The 20,593-nt window shown below is 36.3% G+C and carries 14 protein-coding genes; 10 read left to right on the forward strand and 4 right to left on the reverse strand.

Annotated features, from left to right (window positions below):
- The first annotated feature begins 57 nt into the window (after nt 1-57).
- Nucleotides 58-1,518 carry an IMP dehydrogenase gene (guaB, locus tag DRF57_RS00230; protein ID WP_047488614.1) on the forward strand — a complete coding sequence of 487 codons (1,461 nt, stop codon included), beginning with the start codon at nt 58-60 and terminating at the stop codon, nt 1,516-1,518.
- A gap of 66 nt (nt 1,519-1,584) precedes the next feature.
- On the opposite strand, the gene DRF57_RS00235 is transcribed toward guaB, so the two are convergent.
- The 3 genes from DRF57_RS00235 to DRF57_RS00245 all read right to left on the reverse strand — a co-directional run bounded on the left by DRF57_RS00235 (nt 1,585) and on the right by DRF57_RS00245 (nt 4,817).
- The gene (locus DRF57_RS00235; RefSeq protein WP_115916257.1) at nt 1,585-1,782 is read right to left on the reverse strand and encodes a KTSC domain-containing protein; all 198 of its coding nucleotides are present in this window, start codon (nt 1,780-1,782) and stop codon (nt 1,585-1,587) included.
- Between the two features lie 87 nt (nt 1,783-1,869).
- On the reverse strand, nt 1,870-3,747 hold the full coding sequence (locus DRF57_RS00240; protein ID WP_206607179.1) for an AAA family ATPase: 1,878 nt from the start codon (nt 3,745-3,747) through the stop codon (nt 1,870-1,872).
- Nucleotides 3,747-4,817, reverse strand: a complete 1,071-nt coding sequence (locus tag DRF57_RS00245; protein WP_115916259.1) for a DUF4407 domain-containing protein — start codon at nt 4,815-4,817, stop codon at nt 3,747-3,749. The genes DRF57_RS00240 and DRF57_RS00245 overlap by 1 nt, the downstream gene beginning before the upstream one ends.
- 227 nt (nt 4,818-5,044) lie before the next feature.
- On the opposite strand from DRF57_RS00245, the gene DRF57_RS00250 reads away from it, so the two are divergent.
- The 7 genes from DRF57_RS00250 to DRF57_RS00280 all read left to right on the forward strand — a co-directional run bounded on the left by DRF57_RS00250 (nt 5,045) and on the right by DRF57_RS00280 (nt 17,973).
- On the forward strand, nt 5,045-6,946 hold the full coding sequence (locus tag DRF57_RS00250; RefSeq protein ID WP_115916261.1) for a zinc-dependent metalloprotease: 1,902 nt from the start codon (nt 5,045-5,047) through the stop codon (nt 6,944-6,946).
- A gap of 368 nt (nt 6,947-7,314) precedes the next feature.
- Nucleotides 7,315-8,955: a T9SS type A sorting domain-containing protein gene (locus DRF57_RS00255; RefSeq protein ID WP_115916263.1), complete on the forward strand. Its 1,641-nt coding sequence runs from the start codon at nt 7,315-7,317 to the stop codon at nt 8,953-8,955.
- A 3-nt stretch (nt 8,956-8,958) separates the two neighbouring features.
- Nucleotides 8,959-12,015, forward strand: coding sequence for a hypothetical protein (locus DRF57_RS00260; RefSeq protein WP_123863261.1), 3,057 nt, complete (start codon nt 8,959-8,961; stop codon nt 12,013-12,015).
- A 5-nt stretch (nt 12,016-12,020) separates the two neighbouring features.
- Nucleotides 12,021-15,611, forward strand: a complete 3,591-nt coding sequence (locus DRF57_RS00265; RefSeq protein ID WP_115916267.1) for a DUF6443 domain-containing protein — start codon at nt 12,021-12,023, stop codon at nt 15,609-15,611.
- 3 nt (nt 15,612-15,614) lie between these two features.
- The gene (locus tag DRF57_RS00270; protein WP_123863262.1) at nt 15,615-15,899 is read left to right on the forward strand and encodes a hypothetical protein; all 285 of its coding nucleotides are present in this window, start codon (nt 15,615-15,617) and stop codon (nt 15,897-15,899) included.
- A gap of 446 nt (nt 15,900-16,345) precedes the next feature.
- Nucleotides 16,346-17,239: an RHS repeat-associated core domain-containing protein gene (locus DRF57_RS00275; RefSeq protein ID WP_262511484.1), complete on the forward strand. Its 894-nt coding sequence runs from the start codon at nt 16,346-16,348 to the stop codon at nt 17,237-17,239.
- Between the two features lie 146 nt (nt 17,240-17,385).
- Complete coding sequence (locus DRF57_RS00280) at nt 17,386-17,973, forward strand: hypothetical protein (protein ID WP_123863263.1); 588 nt, start codon at nt 17,386-17,388, stop codon at nt 17,971-17,973.
- Between the two features lie 91 nt (nt 17,974-18,064).
- On the opposite strand, the gene ruvC is transcribed toward DRF57_RS00280, so the two are convergent.
- Nucleotides 18,065-18,619, reverse strand: coding sequence for a crossover junction endodeoxyribonuclease RuvC (ruvC, locus tag DRF57_RS00285; RefSeq protein ID WP_115916273.1), 555 nt, complete (start codon nt 18,617-18,619; stop codon nt 18,065-18,067).
- Between the two features lie 102 nt (nt 18,620-18,721).
- On the opposite strand from ruvC, the gene DRF57_RS00290 reads away from it, so the two are divergent.
- Nucleotides 18,722-19,213, forward strand: a complete 492-nt coding sequence (locus tag DRF57_RS00290; RefSeq protein ID WP_115916275.1) for a hypothetical protein — start codon at nt 18,722-18,724, stop codon at nt 19,211-19,213.
- A gap of 2 nt (nt 19,214-19,215) precedes the next feature.
- Nucleotides 19,216-20,577, forward strand: coding sequence for a T9SS type A sorting domain-containing protein (locus DRF57_RS00295; protein WP_115916277.1), 1,362 nt, complete (start codon nt 19,216-19,218; stop codon nt 20,575-20,577).
- Nucleotides 20,578-20,593: the final 16 nt, after the last annotated feature.

Consider the following 20,593-nt stretch of genomic DNA (forward strand, 5'->3'; position numbering starts at 1 on the left):
ATTAAAAATGATTTTCATATCTCACTAAAATAACCTAATTTTGCAAAGAAAGTAAAGATGTCTATTCATAACAAAATTGTAGAGACAGCCATCACTTTCGATGACGTTCTTCTAGTCCCTTCTTATTCAGAAGTTTTACCTAACCAGGTATCATTAAAATCAAGACTTACCGACAAAATCACGCTGAATGTTCCGATAGTATCTGCTGCGATGGACACTGTTACTGAAGGTGATCTGGCGATTGCTTTGGCAAGAGTTGGAGGCTTAGGTTTTATTCACAAAAATATGACCATTGCTGAGCAGGCTGCACAGGTGAATCGTGTGAAACGTTCCGAAAACGGAATGATTTCAGATCCGGTAACCCTGTCTAAAGATTATACTTTAGGACAGGCCAAAGAAATGATGTCGAAATACAAAATTTCCGGGCTTCCTGTAGTAGATGCTGATAATGTTCTGATAGGAATCATTACCAACAGAGATGTGAAATATCAGGAAAATCTTGATATGAAAGTGGAAGAGATCATGACTAAAGAAAATCTGATCACTTCCGATAAAGATACCAACCTTGAAAAAGCTAAAGAAATTCTTCTTAAAAGCAGAGTAGAGAAACTTCCGATTGTAGATAAAGATAATAAGCTTGTAGGATTAATTACCATCAAGGATATCGATAATCAATTAGAATACCCTAATGCTAATAAAGATCAGGGAGGGCGTCTTATTGTAGGTGCAGGAGTTGGCGTTGGAGAAGATACATTAGATAGAATCGAGGCTTTGGTAAAGGCTGGTGTTGATATCATAGCGATTGACTCTGCACACGGACACTCGAAAGGGGTACTGGACAAGATCTCAGAAATCAGAAAAGCATATCCGGATTTAGATATCGTAGGAGGAAATATTGTGACGGCTGACGCTGCTAAAGACTTAATTGAAGCAGGAGCTAACGTTCTTAAAGTAGGAGTAGGTCCTGGATCTATCTGTACAACGAGAGTGGTTGCCGGAGTAGGTGTACCTCAGTTATCAGCTATTTATAATGTATATGAATACGCTAAATCTAAAAATGTTACTGTCATTGCAGATGGAGGGATTAAACTTTCCGGAGATATTGTAAAAGCAATTGCAAGTGGAGCAGGAGCAGTGATGCTAGGATCTCTTTTAGCAGGAACAGATGAAGCACCGGGTGAAGAGATTATCTTCCAGGGAAGAAAATTCAAATCTTACCAGGGAATGGGAAGTCTTTCTGCAATGAAGAGAGGAGGAAAAGAAAGATATTTCCAAAGTGAAGCTAAAAAATTCGTTCCGGAAGGAATTGAAGGAAGAGTACCTCACAAAGGGAAACTAGAAGATGTGATCTTCCAGTTAACCGGAGGTTTAAGAGCAGGTATGGGATATTGTGGAGCTAAAGATATTGAAGTTTTACAAAAAGATTCCAAATTAGTGATGATCACAGGAAGCGGATTAAAAGAATCCCACCCACATGATGTCATCATTACTCAGGAAGCTCCGAACTACTCTTTATAAAAAAGAAGTTAATATTGTTTAAATAGAAAGCCTTTAAAAGTGAAATACTTTTGAAGGCTTTTTTATTCAGTTTATTCTGGAATAGGTAAATCTGGGTTTAATCACCTTATTTAAGAAAATACCTTTTGATCTGGCTTTTCCAAATTTTTCAACAATATCTGGCGGTACATTAAGATAGTCATAAACAGCTCCTGACTGATATATAATGCGTAATATTTCAGTTTCAGGAAAGTAAATAAAGCTGTTGACAACACTTGATGGCATACTATACCAGAGCAAAAAATGTTCCCGGATAAAACAGAAAAGCTTCCGGGGAGTCCGAAAGCTTTAGGTATAATGATGTAAGTCTTTTTAAAGATGGAGAAGGTTATGATAATCTGCAATATGCAGGTAGCCTTCCTCTTTGATATTTACCTTTACATGATGTTTAATAGCAATATCATAAATTTCTTTTGGAAGCATGCTTCCTTTTTCACTCAGTATTTTGCTTATATCTTTCAACAGGTCCAGGTGGAGAATAAGATCTTCTCTGGTTATTTTGGCAAGATCCTGTATCAGTTTTTCTACCCTCTCATCAGTAATATGCTGCTGCATACGGTGAGGATAGTCTTCCAGATTATAGGTGGCCTGGAAATGTTCCTCAAAACCATATTTTCGGATATAATCTATAGCAAGAGTAGTGGCCTGCTCTCTGTCGTGGCTCCTTCCAATACTGGCATTCTTCTCACCAAAAACAATTTCTTCAGCAATACCTCCTGCAAGATAAATTTTAATTCTATCCAGAATACTTTCCCTTGTATCATGTATCTGATGAGGGAAGGTAAAACCTGCAGCGTAGCTGCTTGCTACCTTGCTTTTCAGCTGTAACGGGGCAAATCCGGTATAAAGCATATAACAAACGGCATGACCGCATTCATGGACGCTGATATTAGCTACTGCATCCTGCTCGTTAGCCTGGCGTATGCTGTCTATTCTTCCCGTATAAGGAATTTCAACCATTCTGCTGCCTATTTTTCCGGTAATGATCTTCCGGTCCATCAGATAATCAATTTCTATGGTTTTGTCCTCATTCATGATCGCTTCAAAAAGAAACTTGCTGAGGTTGGTATCCAAAATATCCACTACACTGCTGAATACGGGACGAACACCCTGTACAGGAAACACTCCGTTTCTATAAATAAGCTCGTTGATATTTTTATTAATTTTCAGGGTAACACCAAATTTTGTTTTGGTCTTATGTCTCAGGTTATTGATCTCCCGCTGAATAAGCTTATAAAAATCTTCTGTTTTTAGTGAAAAATAAATAAGATGGATATTACCAAATCGGGCAACCTGCTCAGGGCGGAATTTTCTGGCTAATGCATTCTTTATATCCACCATTGTAATTTTCTTGGTAAATGCATGGTAGATATTGGCATCTATATCAGCTTCACTGGTTTCGCGGGACATTTGAAAAGCTTCATCCAGGTTTCCACTGATAATGATCAGCATTTTGCTGTAATCCACAGGTTCATAGATTTTCTTTTCCTTTTGTTTCTTACGGATCAGCTTGATCATATCTTCCTCTTTCATATCAATGATGCTCATGACATCATCTTCCATGCTGAGGTATTTCTTAAGCTCTTTTGCATCCCAGAGATTGAGATAGGGGTTTTCTTCCAGATCTGTTTCACCGCCTTTTTTTCGTCTTTCATTTTCCTTTTTTCGCAAAAGATAGGAGAACAGATAATGTTCCAGATCTTCACGTTCCCTTTTACTAAGGCGCCCGTCGCTTAAAAGCTCCCAGAAATCTGTGTATTTAGTTTGGGATACTGGGGTTCCGTCTGGTTCAAGGGTGTTAAAGCGCTGGATCTCGTCAAAAAGAGCAATACTCGGTTTCTCATCACCGAGACCATTCGTTTGAAATATATCTGCAACGCTTTTGCTCCATGAGGTTTCATCACTATTGCTGAGCTCTATTTCCACAAAACGGTTTTGAAAATCCAGAAACCGGACCATCTTTCTTACCAGATCTGTTTTTCCTACCCCTGTCATCCCCCAAAGGCTGATCACCACAGGGCGGGTGAGAATCTCAGGCATCAGATACCATACCTGAATGTATTCCATCAGGTTATCAATAATTTTATCTATTCCAATGAATTCTTTTTTGAGAAAAGCTTTACAGTCATCCAGCTTTTTCTTTTTTTTCCGGATCTCTTCTTTATCAATAATCATATTTGAAAAATACATTATTTTTTTAAATTATCCTTAAAATCATCAATCCGAAAATCGGTCAGCGCATTTCCTTTTTCAATTTTTTCCTTGGAATACAGTCTGAAGTCATTTTCTGTTTTTTCTAAAAGATAATCATAAGGTCCTACATGGGATATTAATTTCACCAAAACAGGAGAGATCTCAAGACAAATAAAAAGCCCCATTATGAAAGTTGCTGCCAGCCCAATGATGGCTGAATTTTTGCCAAGTTCATCCAAAGCCTGCAGTTTTGCTGCAAAACCGTTGAATTTGTCTTCAAAGGTTTCTGAAGATTTTCTTTCTGTTTCCAGGTTAGTATATACTTTGGATATTTCTTTATCCAGATATTCCAGTCTGGGAGCAGATTGTTTCTGAAAATTTTCAAGATCCAGCCTGCGCTGTTCTTTTAACTGCTGTTTACGTTTGGCATTAGGCCCGAAACCTTCTTTTCCACTGGTCAGTCCGGACTGTTTTCCCAAAATTTCTTTTTCCAGTTCTACAGACGCTGAATCATAGGATTTTTGGTATTGGGCTATCTTTTCTGAAATCTGCTGCTTCTCAGTTTCAAAGGGTCCGCTTTGCTGAAGGATTCTTCCGCTCATTTCCCCCTGAAGCTGCTTTTTATTCCTTTGTATAATGGTATTCAGCTGTTTGTTGACTTCTTTTTCGAAGATTTTAAGCTCTAAAGGCTTCGAAATGATAATTCCTAAAAAGGTGGCCAAAATCAGACGCGGAATAGACATCAGGATCTGGTTCCACCATGTTCCGGTTTTCTTAATGGATGAAACAATATAACGGTCCAGGTTGAAGATCATTAATCCCCATAGAATTCCAAATCCTACAGAAGCCCAGATATTATCAAATACCGTATACATGGCATACCCTGCAGATAAAGTAGCAAATACTGCAGTGAAAAGAACGATCCCTCCAATTCCTGAAAATTTATTCCATTCACTTGGGGTTTTTCTCAAAATATGGATGTTTCCGCCGGAACATACCATCAGAAACTGCTGGAACCAATTTATTTTATGATTCCCTTGATTTATAGTTTGTTGGTTTGTTTTCATAACTGAAAATTTATACAAATGTAATACTAAAAATCATACCAATGTAAAAGATAGTATTATGTTTTACCAAGTAACAACTGTTAAAATGCTATTTAGCTGTAAATAAGATTGTTAAATATGTACTGTGAATTTGATAAAAAAAGTGTGGTAATTTTGGCTTTTTATTTTTGATGTTTTATTAGTAAAAGGGTAATTTAGCGCCAAATTAATTTAAAAAAAGTATTTTAATGAAGAAAATTAACATTATTTCTATGCTTTTGTTGTTTATCAATGTGTTTTCTCAAGGTCATGACCATTATTGTGGTTTTGATAGTGAATTAACAAAGATGGATGCCAAATTCCCAGAATTAAAAAAAAGAAGAGAAGAAACAGAAGCCAAATTGAGAAGTATGGACAAGCAGTCCTTTCTTAATAAAGTAGGAGGTAGCACATCGTGGAATGGATTATACACAGGACAGGTTTTTGAAATACCGGTAGTGGTGCATGTTATTGAATCCAGTGCGACAGCTAATACTAATTTAAGCCTTAGTGATCAAAATATTAAAGATTGGATTGACAGAGCCAATAAAATGTATGCAACGACATATGGGAACGGATTCTATCCAGAAGGGGCTGGTGCAACAGGAGGAAATGTAATCCCTTTTAAATTGGTATTGGCAAAAAGGTCTCCAAGTTGTTTACCTACAAGTGGTATTGTAAGATATGATGGTAGTTCAATTCCATTATATGATACCAGAGGTGTTGATTCCAATGGTGCCGGGAACGGAGCTAATGATTCGCAGATAAAAACATTGGCACCACATTGGCCGGAGACTTCCTATTTCAATATTTACGTTGTTATAGGATTTGACGGACAGCAGCAAAATGCCGGTGGATTGATGGGCTATGCAAGATTTCCGGAAACCTATGATTATTTCTATGAAAGTTTCATGAAAGTGGCTACTCTTAAAAATCAAAATGATACTACCCTTACTCATGAGCTGGGGCATGCATTTGGTTTATATCATACTTTTCAGGGAGTAGGTTATACTAATCAGACTTCTTGTCCTGTCAATAACAACTGTGCAACAGATGGAGACAGAGTTTGTGATACTTCACCATCAAGAAGTATGTATGGGGTTGCTGTGCCTGGCAATACAAGTATTGATCCATGTACTTCGCAAAACTATGATGGAACTCAGTATAATGTCATGAATTATACCAATTCTAACCGTAAATTTACAGAAGGCCAAAGAGATAGAGCTATCATGTTGATGATGGAATATAGAAAAAATTTAATTACTTCAACGGCAGGTGTAGATCCTTCAGTTGTAATTCCTTCTCCTGTTTCAATAACAGCGGCGCAATGCAGTCCAACAGGAACTTTGCATCCTGCTAATAACAATTTTGCAATTGGAGCAACAAGAGTTCAGTTTGGGTCAATCAGTAGCATGACTAATGGTTATGATTCAGATGAGGTTTCTCCTAAGTTTTATGAAGATTATACTACGGCTACTTGTATCAGACCTGCGTATTATACAGATATTCCATTAAATTCAAGTACAGCACTAAAAGTGAGCTATGATAATGGTTTTGGGCAAGCAGAGAAATTTGTAACAAAAGTTTGGATAGATTATAATAACAATGGATCATTCGAAGGTTCTGAATTAGTGGTCAATAATACATCAAATTCTATGGCAAGCGGAGCTGGAACTACTTTGACCAGTAATATTACACCTCCTGCAGGTGCAGTAACAGGTACCTATCTGAGAATGAGAGTCGCGGTAGATGCTGCAACTTATGGTGGTACAACTCTTCCTGATATGACGGCTTGTTCTCAATTGCAATATGGGCAAATGGAAGATTATGCCGTAAGAATTACAAGCTCTGAATTAAGCACGACAGAAACTAAAGGAAGTTCAGAATCAAAAATTATATATCTGAAATCTGAAAATAAAATAAACCTGGTTGGAAACAGAAATGATGTGTTTGGAGATTACCAGATTTATGATCTAAGTGGTAAACTTATTCAGAAAGGAAATACTAAAACGAATGAAATTCAAATAAGTAATCAACTACCAAAAGGAGCATTTATCATCAACTATTCTGATAAAAATAAAAATGTTTCTAAGAAATTCTTAAATAATTAGAATGATATCACAATGCTCATGAGTTGAGGTTGTGAATCTTGTATAGAAGCTTAAGGAAATTATAAAAGAGGCCATTTTCACTAATTGTGAGATGGCCTTTTTGCTTTAGCTATACTAGGCTAATATTAAATTGCTATGAGCTGAAATAATATGTAATTTCTTGTTTAGAAGAATTTAAGTTTTCTATTGATTATACGACACGTTTTGTCGCTGTTGAGCAATATTTTTGAATGAAAATAGCGTAAACCTATAAAGAAGTTAATGGATGATGAATTTGTAATCGTTCATGCTAATAAATCTTTCGATAGTGAGGTAAAAAGGGTATTTTTGCAACCGAATTAAACTTATAATAACTTAAAAAACAGGGAATGAAAAAACTTTATCTCGGTGCATTTACCTTATGCACCATTGTGAGTCTATCTGCCCAGGAAGTCATCTGGCAGAAAGACATCAAATCTTCCACTCAGGATTTTCTCAATCAGGTGATCACAACCATTGACCAGCAATATCTTATTACAGGAAGCAGTATTCAGGCTAAAAGCCAGTCACTAGCTGCCAATAACCAGAAACAAAACAACGGTTACGATTTTCATTTGATCAAACTCAACCAGCAGGGAGAACAGGTTTGGGAGAAATATTTTGCCGGACAAAACCACGACTATTTATCCGCAACTGTGACCACTCAGGATGGAGGATTTCTGGTTTCCGGTACTTCCTATTCCGGAAAAGGACTGGATAAAAAAGATGATTCCAAAGGGGGATCGGATATCTGGTTGATCAGACTGAATGAATTTGGTGATGAACTGTGGCAAAAAACCTTGGGAACTTCCTCAGATGAAGAAGCCAAAGCAGTGATTCAAACCACCGACTTAGGCTTTTTTGTGGCGGGAAATATTCAAAACTCATCCAAAGGTTACGGTTCAAAAGATGTCTGGATCACCAGACTGGATAAAGACGGAAAAGAGCTTTCTCAGCTTATTCTGGGAGGAAGAGGCTTGGATGAAGTAGAAAAAATGATACCCACGAAAGACGGCGGAGCATTATTAGGAATCTATTCAAGGAGTTCCGAGGTTCTGGGTTCCGGGGTTGGAAATTCTGAGACTAAACCTTCGACTGAAAGACCCGCTTCCTCAATAGCCATTAGCCAAATGCCAAAAGCCAGCAGCAATTTCGGTGAAGGCGACTACTGGATTGTAAAGCTGGATAAAAACGGAAAAGTAGAATGGGAAAAGAACTTTGGCGGAAAAGGCGATGATCATATCAGAACCCTGGCTCTAACTTCAAACGGTTTTATCATCGGAGGAGAATCCAGATCCGAGAGATCCGGAAACAAATCAGTAGAAATTGAAGAAGGCACAGACCTTTGGCTGATCTCACTGAATGAAAGAGGGGATGAACAATGGCAGAAATCTTACAATTTCAAGAACAGGGATATTTTGATGGGGATGAATGTGATACAGAGTCAAGAGTCAGGATCCAGGAATCAAGATGCCACAAAAGGAATATTGCTCGGAGGGTATACCCAGGCGGAAGGAAGAATAGAGAAAGATGATGAGACTTTCTGGATGCTATATCTGGATGGAAACGGCAATGAACAATGGAGAAAACATGTGAGTGGAGACTCGAGAAAAAGAGAGGAGAGACTTTCGGATTTGAGACTTAACAGAGATGGCTCTATTATTCTGGCCGGAACCAGTGCTGAGGAATTAGGAAAAGAGAACTGGAAGATTGTAAAGCTGGGAGACAAACAGGTGGATCAGTTAATAGAAAAACATGATATCAAGATTTATCCGAACCCTGTATCCGATTATGCTTATGTGGAAATCGGCTTTAATTTCAAAGAAGCTGATATTATGCTGTACGATATGAGTGGAAGACAGCTTCAGAATATAAAAACTAAAAACAATGTTACCAAGTTGAGTACACAGGCTCTTGTACAAGGCGCTTACCTGGTGACCATAAAAACGGATAACAATAAAACAGCAAATGCTAAACTGATTAAAAAATAGATAATGAAAAAAATATACTTATCACTATCACTCCTGCTAGCCACACATTCCTTTTCACAACAAACAAAGGAGCCGATACAAATAAAATCACCACAAACTTATGCATTTGAGAAATATGGAAATGTACCTGTTAATCTTTATACGGGAACACTTGATCTTAGAATACCTATTTATACTATTCCGACAAATGGTGGTAAAAATATAGATGTTTTTGTTTCGTATGATTCGTCCGGTTTTTTACCTCATAAGAAATCTGATTATGCGGGGATGAATTGGTCACTTATGGCAGGAGGAAGAATTACAAGAACTTTAAAAGGTATTCCTGATGAATATAAAGGTATTCCCAATGGAACTGCCGGGAATCCTTTTGGAACAGGGGTAAACCTTCATGGCTTTTTGACTGGAGTTCGGCTCAATCCCTATACTAATACTCAGGTCTATGATTTATACAATGGTACAGGGGGCGTAACTGGGGAGAGTTGGAGATTGGGAACTGTAGATAATGGTTATGAAGGAGAACCTGATGTTTTTAGTTTTAATGCCATGGGGCTTTCCGGAAAATTTATGGTGGGAAATGATGGAAATGTTTTAGTAGAATCAAATGATCCAAATATAAAAGTTGACTTAACAGGAGTAGTTTCTTATGGAGGATATGAATTCTGCAAGCCAACTAATCAAACAATTATTATTACTGATGGACAGGGAAACAAATATTATTTTGGTGGAGATTTCTCCAAATATGAAATAGCATATAATTTACCTCTTCCTGGTCCGTCTAAGCAAAATACGTTTAAAGGATTTCCGTATATAAATTCATTCAGTCTTTCAAAAGTTGAATTTACAAATGGGCAAACTATTAATTTTGGATATGTCCAAGATAATTTAAACAGTACTTTTTGTAGTATTATGTCAAGTACTACAAATGTCCTGAATAATGCTAAAGTACTTAATTTTGAAGGCTACTTTCAGGATGGTGCAAGGGTTGACGATTGGAAAAATTGTCCGGGAGGATTTGCAGGCTGTGCTTCTGCTGTAGCTGGCACACCAGGTTATACTGAAAACTTTGTTTTAACAAAACGTTCTCTCCTTGAGTCTATAAAATATGGAGACAAGGAAATAAAAATTAATTATAAAGATGCTGGCTATCCAATTAAACATTATGAAGGAAGTTCAAGTGCCTTAAATTTCAATGAGTTTTTGGTAGATAATATTCAGATATTCAGTAATAATATTTTGGTTAAGAATACTCTATTTGCTTATGATGATTTTGGAGGAGTAAACAAAAGACCTTTTTTAAAAACAATTACAGAGCCTCAAAGTAATAAAGTCTATAGTTTTGAATACTATAATACATCGAACTTACCAAAGTATGTCACAAAAGGTCTGGATCACTGGGGATATTGGAATGGGAATGATAATAATACCAATATATCACCTTTTGAAACGTACAATTCCGCTACAGGAGATTATACAATAAATAGTACATATAGAGATACTAATATCCAAAAATACAATGTGGGATTGTTAAGTAAGATCACCTATCCAACAAAAGGGTATTCTACTTTTGAATATGAACCTAATTATTATGGTAAGAGAATAGAAAGAAATTCTGCAAGTTCTTTTTTGCCTTCTTTAATGAACAATGCGGGAGTTGTAGGAGGAGCAAGAATTCTCAGACAATATGATTATTCAGAAAACGGAGGAATAATTAATGATAAAACATACAAATATACAATGGCATTAAGCGGGGGAATTTCTTCAGGGATATTGATGAACTGGCCAAGATATATTTATTATATAGAATTTACAAGTCCTACTTCGATTCAGAAGCTGATGATGAGATCTAGTTCTAATGTTCAGCAAAATAGTATGGATAGTTATAATGTAGGATATCAAAAGGTTTTTGAAGTGAATGCAGGAAAAGGATATACGGAGTACAATTTCACCAATTATGAAGACTATCCTGATATTTTAAATCCCGATACTGGAAACTTAAGGAACTATTTCACTTCCGCTCAGATCGCTCCGGAAAATTTGTATAAAAATCTCAGAAATTTATATGGAATTGATAGAAGTATTTTAAGGGGTAAGCTAAAATCAGAAATTATATATGCGGAAGGTTCTGCAAATCCTTTAAAGAAAACAGAATATACTTTCAATGACAATATAGATTTTAATCCTAATAATGCAAAAGACAATAATAATTTTGTAACAGTGCATCATCTTTCAGGTGCCTGGGTACAGGGGTATAAGAAGTTTTTGAATATGTCTGCTATTAAAAAGAAAGTGGTTACAGATTTCTTAAGTAATAATGAGATAAAGAATGCAGAAGAATATTATTATGAGAGTAGTAAACATCTGAACCTTTCCAAAGAGAATATCGTTACATCAGACAATTCCAGTTTATCAAAAAAATATTTATATGCAGAGGATACAGAAGTAAATAATACTTTAATGATATCCAAAAACATGGTGGGTATTCCAGTAAGTTCAGAGATAAAAAAAGACAATAAAATTATTGCAAAAACAGAGACCATTTATCCGGTGGCCTTACCTACCGCTCAAACCGGCAATATTGTACTGCCGTTAGCTGTTAAATCCTATGATCTTCAAAACCCTGCTATTTCAACGACAGAGGTTCAATACGATACATATGACTCAAACGGAAACCTGCAGCAATATACCACAAAAGACGGTATATCCACAGTCATTATCTGGGGATATAATAACACCCAGCCTATCGCTAAAATAGAAGGAGTAACCTTTTCCCAGGTTTCATCTGCTACCAGTGCTATTGTCAATGCTTCTGATTTGGATGGAGCTGCAGGTTCCAATAATGATGAAACCGCTTTATTAAATGCATTAAAAACATTCCGAGCTCAGTTTCCTAATTCTCTGGTGACTACTTACACGTATGATCCGCTGGTAGGAGTAAGAAGCATCACTCCACCATCTGGAATCGGAGAAAGCTACCTTTATGATGCAGTGGGCAGACTTGAAAAAGTAGTTGATGTAAATGGAAAGGTAATAAAGGAAATGAAGTACAACTATAAAAACTAATACCGATGAAAAAAATAATAATTCCTATAGGAGTACTGCTAACATCAAGTGTACAGGCACAGCTTACTCCACTTCCTAACACCGAAAACTATATCCAAGCTAAAACATATCTGGATTATAATGGAGCTACGGCTTCCAAATCTGCTGAAACCGTTCAGTATTTCGATGGATTGGGAAGACCTAAACAGATAGTGAATGTGAAAGCTTCTCCACAAGGAAAGGATGTAGTGACCTATTTTGAATATGACGGATTTGGCAGGCAGGTAAAAGATTACCTTCCCGTTCCCCAATCCGGGACCCTTAATGGGGCTATCGTTCCCAATCCTTTGGCTAATGCAACCAATACACCTTATGGTTCAGAAAAGATTTATGCAGAAAAGATACTGGAAAACTCACCCTTAGATAGAATCCAGCAACAGATTCAGGTGGGAAATGACTGGTCGAATAAGCCTGTGAAGTTTGAATATGATGTTAATACTGCAACAGATGCTATAAAATACACCACTACAACTATATGGGAGAACAATGCGACCAAATCAACCATTGAATACGGAGGGATATATGGAGCAAGCCAGCTTTACAAGAATACACTAACCGATGAAGACGGAAACCAAACTATTGAATTCAAAAATGGGAAAGGGCAGACGTTGATGGTAAGAAAAGTAATCAGCGCCACAGAAAATGCGGACACCTATTATGTTTATAATGAATATGATCAGTTAGCATGGGTAATTCCTCCTTTGTTATCAAAAAAAGTACATTGGGGATGGGCTGATCAACAGGAATTAGCTTATGAATATCGTTACGATGGCAGAAACCGTTTGGTAGAAAAGAAGCTTCCTGGAAAAGACTGGGAATATATGGTGTATGATAAACAGGATAGACTGGTGGGTACACAAGATGCCAATCTCAGAGCCAAAGGACAGTGGATGTACACCAAATATGACCAGTTTTCAAGAGTAATCATGACTGGTATATGCCAAGCCATGGGGAACTCCCGTTTGGAAGAACAGAATTATGCCAATACTAAAGGCAGCAATAGTGAAACCAGAAGCGCTGGTATATCTATGGATTATAGCGGGATGAACATCTATTATTCTGTTACTTCGGGGTATCCCCAATATGATAAAGTTTATAATTTTTTAAGCCTCAATTATTATGATACGTATCCTGTAGGAGCACCTGCCATTCCTTCACAAATACAAGGAAGCGATGTTTTACAGGATAATTCTCAAAACTCTACGGTAAGTACAAAAGGACTGCCCACTGCCAGCTATGTGAAAAATACAGAAGCCAATGATATTGGATGGACAAAGAATTATACTTATTATGATACCAAAGGTAGGCTAATTGGTACTCACTCCATTAATCATTTAGGAGGTTATACCAAAACAGAATCTAAGCTGGATTTTGCAGGTGCTCCACAAAATACCAACACCTATCACATGAGAAAACCCGGCGAGGCAGGAGTAACCATTCAGGAGCGTTTTGTTTATGATTCCCAGAATAGGGTGAAGGAACATTGGCATCAGGTAGATGGTAACCCAGAGCAGCTTCTGACTGAAAATACGTACAACGAACTTTCCCAGCTCAGCAATAAAAAAGTAGGAAACGGTCTTCAAAGTATTGATTACGATTATAATATCAGGGGCTGGATGACCGATATTAATAAAAACCAGATGCCTGTTGTTGATTTAGGCGGAAAGTTATTTGCTTATAAAATTAAATACAACCAGAGAGAAGGTATCGAAAACCCCGATGCTATACAATTCCCCGGGAAGAATGTAAAACCAAGATATAACGGAAATATTGCGGAAATAGACTGGAGGTCTGTACGGAGTATTGGAGCTAACCCACCCATTACCCCCAAAAGGTATGGATATGCCTATGATGGTTTGAACAGACTAAGTGCGGGGTATTATCAGAATCCCAATAATCCGAATAGTAAAGAAAATATAGAATCTTTAGCTTATGATGCAAACGGAAATATTACCAGTCTTTACAGAACTTCAGTAGTTAAAGCGGGAATAAATACAGCAACCGTCATTGATAATCTTACCTATACCTATTCCGGAAATAAGCTAACCAATATTAAAGATAGTACCAATAATCAGGCTGGATATGAAGGCGGTGGTGGTACAATCAGCTATGATCTCAATGGCAATATGAAAGATATGCCGGATAAACAGATTGTAGGAATTAATTATAACCATTTGAATTTACCCAATTCGATAGTTCGTGGTACTAATTTTAATAGTACTAACCTATACCGGGGTGATGGAGTGAAATTACATAAAAGAACCGTTGAATTGAGTGATGGTATTAACGGGACTGTAACGACTACAACTGATACAGATTATTTAGACGGATTTCAGTATAGTCTTATGAATATTGCAGGTGGTGGTTCCCCTGGTGGAGGGGAGGAGCCTGCTGATTTTGCTGTATCTCCCACGAGAAAAGCAATGGAAATAGAGGCGTTCTCCAATGAAACACGAAAGATTTCTCCCACACCTGTAAGTAAAACAGTGGATTTACAGTTTTTTCCAACTGCAGAAGGGTTTTATGATTACGAAAAAGATCAGTATATTTACCAATATAAGGATCATTTAGGAAATGTAAGAATAAGTTTCATCAGAAACAGCACAGGAGCTCTTGAAATTACAGATTCTAATGATTATTACCCATTCGGGATGAGTCATTTAAATACTGGAGCATCTTTCTTTGGACCGAGTACATATAAAAATTATAAGTACAACGGCAAGGAGTTGCAAGAGACAGGTATGTATGATTATGGAGCGAGGATGTATATGCCGGATATTGGTAGATGGGGTGTGGTGGATCCAAGAAGCCAATATACACATGAAGCTTATAGTTACGTTTGGAATAATCCGATTATGTTTGCAGATCCAACGGGAATGCAAGGAGAACAAGTTTCTGATTGGTTTACTGATGGAAAAGGCAATTACAAATGGGATCCTATTGTAACGGGACCGGAAAATACTCCTAAAGACTGGAACTATGTTGGACCAACGGGGAGTTATAGGATCAACGGAGCAACTGTACAGCTTTTAGAAGGAGGAAAAACCTTCACAGATATAGACGAAATTGCTGTAAGTGGAGTTTCTCCAGCGGCAGCAGGTATTGTTCTTTCACAAAATGCTCGTTTTGGTTTTTTTGCTTTTTTAGCGGTTGCTTCATGGTATGTTATTAGCGATTTTGTAAATACTACACCTACTCAGTATGGAACTCGAATTGATCCGATGACACATTCTCCTCATACAATGAATGCGGAATCCGATGCAGGATCAGAATCCAATGCAGAAACAGATAGTACCGACGTAAATGGTGTAAATGTTCCTGATGCAAGAAAAGGAGGAGGAAAGAATGGACAACATGCAAATCTTAAAGCCAAGCAAAGTGCTGGAGAAAAATATGAAGAAGCTAAAAGTAAATTGGATTCCATATCTAGAAAACCCAATAAAACAAAAGAAGATAATAAGTTAAAAACACAATTAGAAAAGCAGGTAAAACATTGGAAAGCAAAAGCACAAGAAACCGGAGAAAACCATAGTAGAAATGCAAAAGGAAATAGATAAACTATGAATTTATATACAATTATTTTTGAATTTATGGGAGGTACATATTGCTCACAAAACCATTCAACAGATGAAAGAGAAGCTTTAGTACGTGCTATTAAAGAAAATATCAAAAATCAAGAACTTACTGATTTTAAAGAAAATCTTTTAAATGATCTTAATTTTTGGATTGAAGAAATAGGAGTTTCTTCGTTAGACGGCTTGAATAACGTTTGGTATTTTTCTTTTTCATACGAGGATGAATCATATCATTGCCATATAATTAAAACGGTTAATCTTCAAGAATAATATGACTCCTCTCGCTGGTTCGATCGTCACGATCGAACTGGGATAAAAGTAAAACCACTGCAAAATTGCGGTGGTTTTTTGCATATAAAGCGACCATATTTTCTGGAAGAAATCTTAAAATCATTACAAAGAAGGATGAATTTTTTATATTTGTGGTACATTAAGAATAAACCCTTGTTTTTTCGAGGATTTTGTTGTGATCAATAGTACGGGTTTTATTTTTCTAATGGCTAGCTAATAGATGGTTTTACTTCTCTACATCTAGAAAAAAACTGGAGTATTTTTGCTTTTTCTATTTCAACCGATCCGGGTTCTGTTTCAAAAAACTATCCCTAGCTGTGCAAAGTCTCCCGACTTTGAGCTAATAAAAATAGAACTGCTATATTTACCAATAACAGGATCATTTAAGAACAAGTTTCACCAGAAACAGCACAGGAGCTCTTGAAATTACAGATTCTAATGATTATTATCCTTTCGGGATGAGCCATTTAAATACTGGAGCATCTTTCTTTGGACCGGGTACATATAAAAATTATAAGTACAACGGAAAAGAATTGCAGGAGACTGAGATGTATGATTATGGTGCAAGGATGTATATGGCAGATATTGGAAGATGGGGTGTATTAGATAATTATAGTGAAAAATATAACTCTTTGTCACCATACAATTATGTTGCTGGAAATCCAATTAGATATATAGATATCAATGGCGAATGGATATACATCAATGACCAAGATGGTACACAATACAGATATCACAATGGAGCGACTCAACATCAAGTTGAGGGAAAATGGACAAATATAAACAGTTCAACACATTTATCGGATTACGTTTTACAGACGGTAGCTGGATTGAATTATTTAGATAAAAATACATCTATAGGAAATACAATGATTAACTATTTTGACCAAGCTCAAGGGAATGATGGAAAAGTGAGGGATATTAATTTCAACTATACAAATGGAGCTTCTCAAGTAAAATATGGAGAAAGTAATATTGTTGAGCTTAATTCTTCAGATAGAAAAGGAGTTTGGACAACAGCAGGAAATGATGGAAAGTCTCCTTCATTGTATGCAACAATAGCACATGAGATGGGACATGTATATGGGAATTTTGCTTTAGGACATATTGCTCAAAACTGTATACCTAATACTGAGGGAAGATTAATAGATAATGCTGGTAGTAGTATTTATTATAATTCAGATGGAACACAAATAAATCCTATTCCAAGTGTTAAAAATGTACTTGATGTTAATAATACAGTACTAAAAAATAGATATAATTATCATGGAGCAGCTGCATTTTACCATTGGCAAAAGTTAAAAAATAGAGCATACTAATAACTAAGGTACCGACAATGAAAAATTTTATATTATTATTAAGTACAATCATATTTACATGTTGTTCTTCACAAAATAAAATATCACTAAAGCAAATGAATGAATCTTTGTTAAAAGATAATTATATATATTATAATACTGCATACATGGATTCGACATTAATAAGAGGAATTAAAAATAATTTTTTGACATACAGATTAGTAGGTGCAAAGTCTTGTAATATTAGTCCTGATAAAAAATATTCTCATATTTATATTGAAGATGGATTCCATGATGAACAGGGTTTTTATAATGGGATGATTATCGTAGATAATGAATTTGCTTGTGAAATTACAACCAGTCCATATAAATTGCGTCTGGATAGCCTTTCATACAATGAGATTAAGATCAAAATTAAAGAGACTGATTTTATATTTTATACAAAAAAGGTTTCTATACAAGATGTAAAAAAGGATTATCCTGACGAATACTTCAGATACGAGTTAGTAAAACAAAATAAAGTAGATAATTTGAAAAAGTGTTTCGAAATAGATCAATATACTCCCAAATCTCCTGTTTATGTAAAGAACTATTATTTTACAAATAAAAAGATAGTTAATTATGACAATATAAGAATAAAATATACTGATATCAAAGATGGTATAGATGGAATGCCTTATCTTAAAGAAGATAAAAAGAAGGAATTTTTTGATTGTATAAATCAATTAAATATTTTGCATGTACAAATGAAATAAGTCTTCTCCGTATGAGTGAGGATACTTGTGTTTACAACTAGAATAAAACCACTGCAACTAAACAGCAGTGGTTTTTATGTTTTTATATAGATTATTTCAACCGATCCGGGTTCTGTTTTAAGAAACTATCCCAGCCGGAGTATGATTTTGTGTCTGCTATAGTTCCGGAATTGAAGTGATGGCATACCGCAACGGCAAGACCATCGGAGGCATCCAGGTATTTTGTGGGGAATTCTTTTAGGTTAAGAAGGTTCTGAAGCATTCCTGCTACCTGTTCTTTACTGGCATTTCCGTTTCCGGTAATGGCCATTTTAATTTTTTTGGGAGAATATTCTGTGATGGGAATATTTCTATGAAGGCTGGCAGCCATGGCTACCCCCTGAGCACGTCCTAATTTTAACATACTCTGTACATTTTTTCCAAAGAAAGGGGCTTCAAGAGCTACTTCGTCAGGATGAAATTCATCAATGAGCGCTAACGTCTTATCAAAAATATATTTAAGCTTCGTTTCGTGATTAGGATATTTTTTTAAGATCAGTTCATGAATGGAGATCATTTCCATTTTACCTTTTTTAACGGAAATAAGACCAAACCCCATGATGGCTGTCCCGGGATCAATACCTAAAATTATTTTCTCTGAAATCATTGGTTCAAAGATAAGGACTTTCTGCCATTTTTTCAGTCATCAAAAAAAATCAAATAGGAGTGATTTGTATTTAAAAGTTTATTAACTTTAAAAAAAATAGACATGAAAAATTTAATCAATTTATTAATCGTTCCCTCTTTTCTGTTTTGTAGTTTTCAGAAAGAGAGTGGGTTAGCTTCGTACGGGAGCGTGGCCGTAGAAAATACGGTAGAAAAAGGTGACCGGATTATTTATTTGTTTTTTAAAGCAGATAAAGACAGATCCGGAAGTGAAAAAATTATCCTTCAGGAAAGCAAAATCTCAGAAGGTAAGATGAAGTCAATGCCTTCTTTTGATCGAAAAGAAGTTCAAAATGGAGATTTTATTATTACGCTTGTAGAAACGGGAGGCAAAGAAATTGCCAAACAGCATGTAAAAGATCCTCTGAATCCGGAACTTGAAGTCTATGAAAAAGAAGGGATGTCCCGGCATAAAGCTTCACTTCAAAATGCGGAGTTCAGTGTGAGGTTTCCCTATTCTGAAAATATGGGTCTTGTAAAAATTGAAAAAGCCACAGACAACGGTGTACAGCTATTATTCACTCAAAAACTATAATCATGAAAAAACTATTATTATCTCTTCTTGTGGGAAGCAGCTGTTTTGGACAGGTATTTGAAAAAGTGCCCCTTTTACAGAATGGCAGCAATGATAAACGTATTGTTATTGCAGTTTTAGGGGATGGTTTTACTTCTGCCCAGCAGACCTCTTTTGTGTCATCTGCCCAGTCAACCATTAATTATCTTTTCACCAAAAGTCCTTATACAGAATACAAAAATTACTTTAATGCGTATGCGGTGAAAGTAGTTTCTGCTGAAACAGGAGTAAAGCATCCGGGAACAGCTACAGACGTTACAGAACCTGTTATACCGGTTTCAAATCCCAATAATTATCTGGGGTCTACCTTTGATGTTGGGGTTCACAGATGTATTTACAGCAATACCACCAATAAAGTTGGGCAGGTTCTGGCTGCTAATATCCCGGATTATGATATCACCTATGTGTTGGGTAATTCTACAGAATATGGAGGTTGTGGAGGAACCTATGCCTTTGCTTCTTTGAATGGTTCTGCCAGTGAAATTGTAGTCCATGAGCTGGGGCATTCTTTTGGAAAATTGGCAGATGAATATTGGTTTGCCGGTTCTCTGGAGTCACCCAACAAAACCCAAAACTCTAATCCGGCTACTATAAAATGGAAAAACTGGGTGGGATTAAACAGTGTGGGAGTCTATCCGTATACAGAGAGCCCAAGCTGGTTCAGACCGCACCAGAGCTGTGAGATGAGGTACCTTAACCAGCAGTTTTGCTCCGTTTGTAAAGAAGCAATTATTGAGAAAATCCACTCTTTAGTTTCCCCTGTAGATTCTTATACTCCGGCTAATAATACAACTGTGAGCGTTACTTCCAATATGACGTTTACGGTGAATGAAGTCCTTCCGATTCCCAATACTTTAGTGAACACCTGGAAATTGAACGGTACTGCTCTAAGTGCAACAGGAAATACTTTAACACTTAGTCCGGCTCAGCTGAACAATGGAAACAATACTCTGCTATTTTCGGTAACAGATAATAATCCGCTGTTAAAAGTAGATAACCATAGTACACTTCATCTTACCAATATTACATGGACCTTAAGTAAGTCGACGCTTAGAGTTGCAGATGTAAAGGCTATAGAAAGAAAGTTCAGTATATATCCGAATCCTGGTGATGGTGAATTTTCTATCCGTGGAAAACAGGATTTTTCCAAAAATACTAAAGTTGAAGTCTATGACGCCTCTGGAAAACTGATTTCCACAAGATTTGAATTAAAAGATTCATCAACGATCTATGTTGATATCAAAAATGTTCCTTCAGGTTCTTACCTTCTCAATGTGACAGAAGATGGGCAGCCCGTTATTTCTCAGAAAATAATAAAAGAATAATTAAAATTTAAAACCG

The organism is Chryseobacterium rhizosphaerae, from assembly GCF_003385455.1.
GTDB lineage: Bacteria > Bacteroidota > Bacteroidia > Flavobacteriales > Weeksellaceae > Chryseobacterium > Chryseobacterium rhizosphaerae.

What these genes read in the sequence shown, in the direction of transcription:
- DRF57_RS00240 (WP_206607179.1), bottom strand. Translation starts at nt 3,747, where the DNA reads ATGTATTTTTCAAATATGATTATTGATAAAGAAGAGATCCGGAAAAAA.
- DRF57_RS00295 (WP_115916277.1), top strand. Translation starts at nt 19,216, where the DNA reads ATGAAAAAACTATTATTATCTCTTCTTGTGGGAAGCAGCTGTTTTGGA.
- DRF57_RS00255 (WP_115916263.1), top strand. Translation starts at nt 7,315, where the DNA reads ATGAAAAAACTTTATCTCGGTGCATTTACCTTATGCACCATTGTGAGT.
- DRF57_RS00250 (WP_115916261.1), top strand. Translation starts at nt 5,045, where the DNA reads ATGAAGAAAATTAACATTATTTCTATGCTTTTGTTGTTTATCAATGTG.
- ruvC (WP_115916273.1), bottom strand. Translation starts at nt 18,619, where the DNA reads ATGATTTCAGAGAAAATAATTTTAGGTATTGATCCCGGGACAGCCATC.
- DRF57_RS00235 (WP_115916257.1), bottom strand. Translation starts at nt 1,782, where the DNA reads ATGCCATCAAGTGTTGTCAACAGCTTTATTTACTTTCCTGAAACTGAA.
- DRF57_RS00280 (WP_123863263.1), top strand. Translation starts at nt 17,386, where the DNA reads ATGGATTCGACATTAATAAGAGGAATTAAAAATAATTTTTTGACATAC.
- DRF57_RS00270 (WP_123863262.1), top strand. Translation starts at nt 15,615, where the DNA reads ATGAATTTATATACAATTATTTTTGAATTTATGGGAGGTACATATTGC.
- DRF57_RS00265 (WP_115916267.1), top strand. Translation starts at nt 12,021, where the DNA reads ATGAAAAAAATAATAATTCCTATAGGAGTACTGCTAACATCAAGTGTA.
- guaB (WP_047488614.1), top strand. Translation starts at nt 58, where the DNA reads ATGTCTATTCATAACAAAATTGTAGAGACAGCCATCACTTTCGATGAC.
- DRF57_RS00260 (WP_123863261.1), top strand. Translation starts at nt 8,959, where the DNA reads ATGAAAAAAATATACTTATCACTATCACTCCTGCTAGCCACACATTCC.
- DRF57_RS00290 (WP_115916275.1), top strand. Translation starts at nt 18,722, where the DNA reads ATGAAAAATTTAATCAATTTATTAATCGTTCCCTCTTTTCTGTTTTGT.
- DRF57_RS00245 (WP_115916259.1), bottom strand. Translation starts at nt 4,817, where the DNA reads ATGAAAACAAACCAACAAACTATAAATCAAGGGAATCATAAAATAAAT.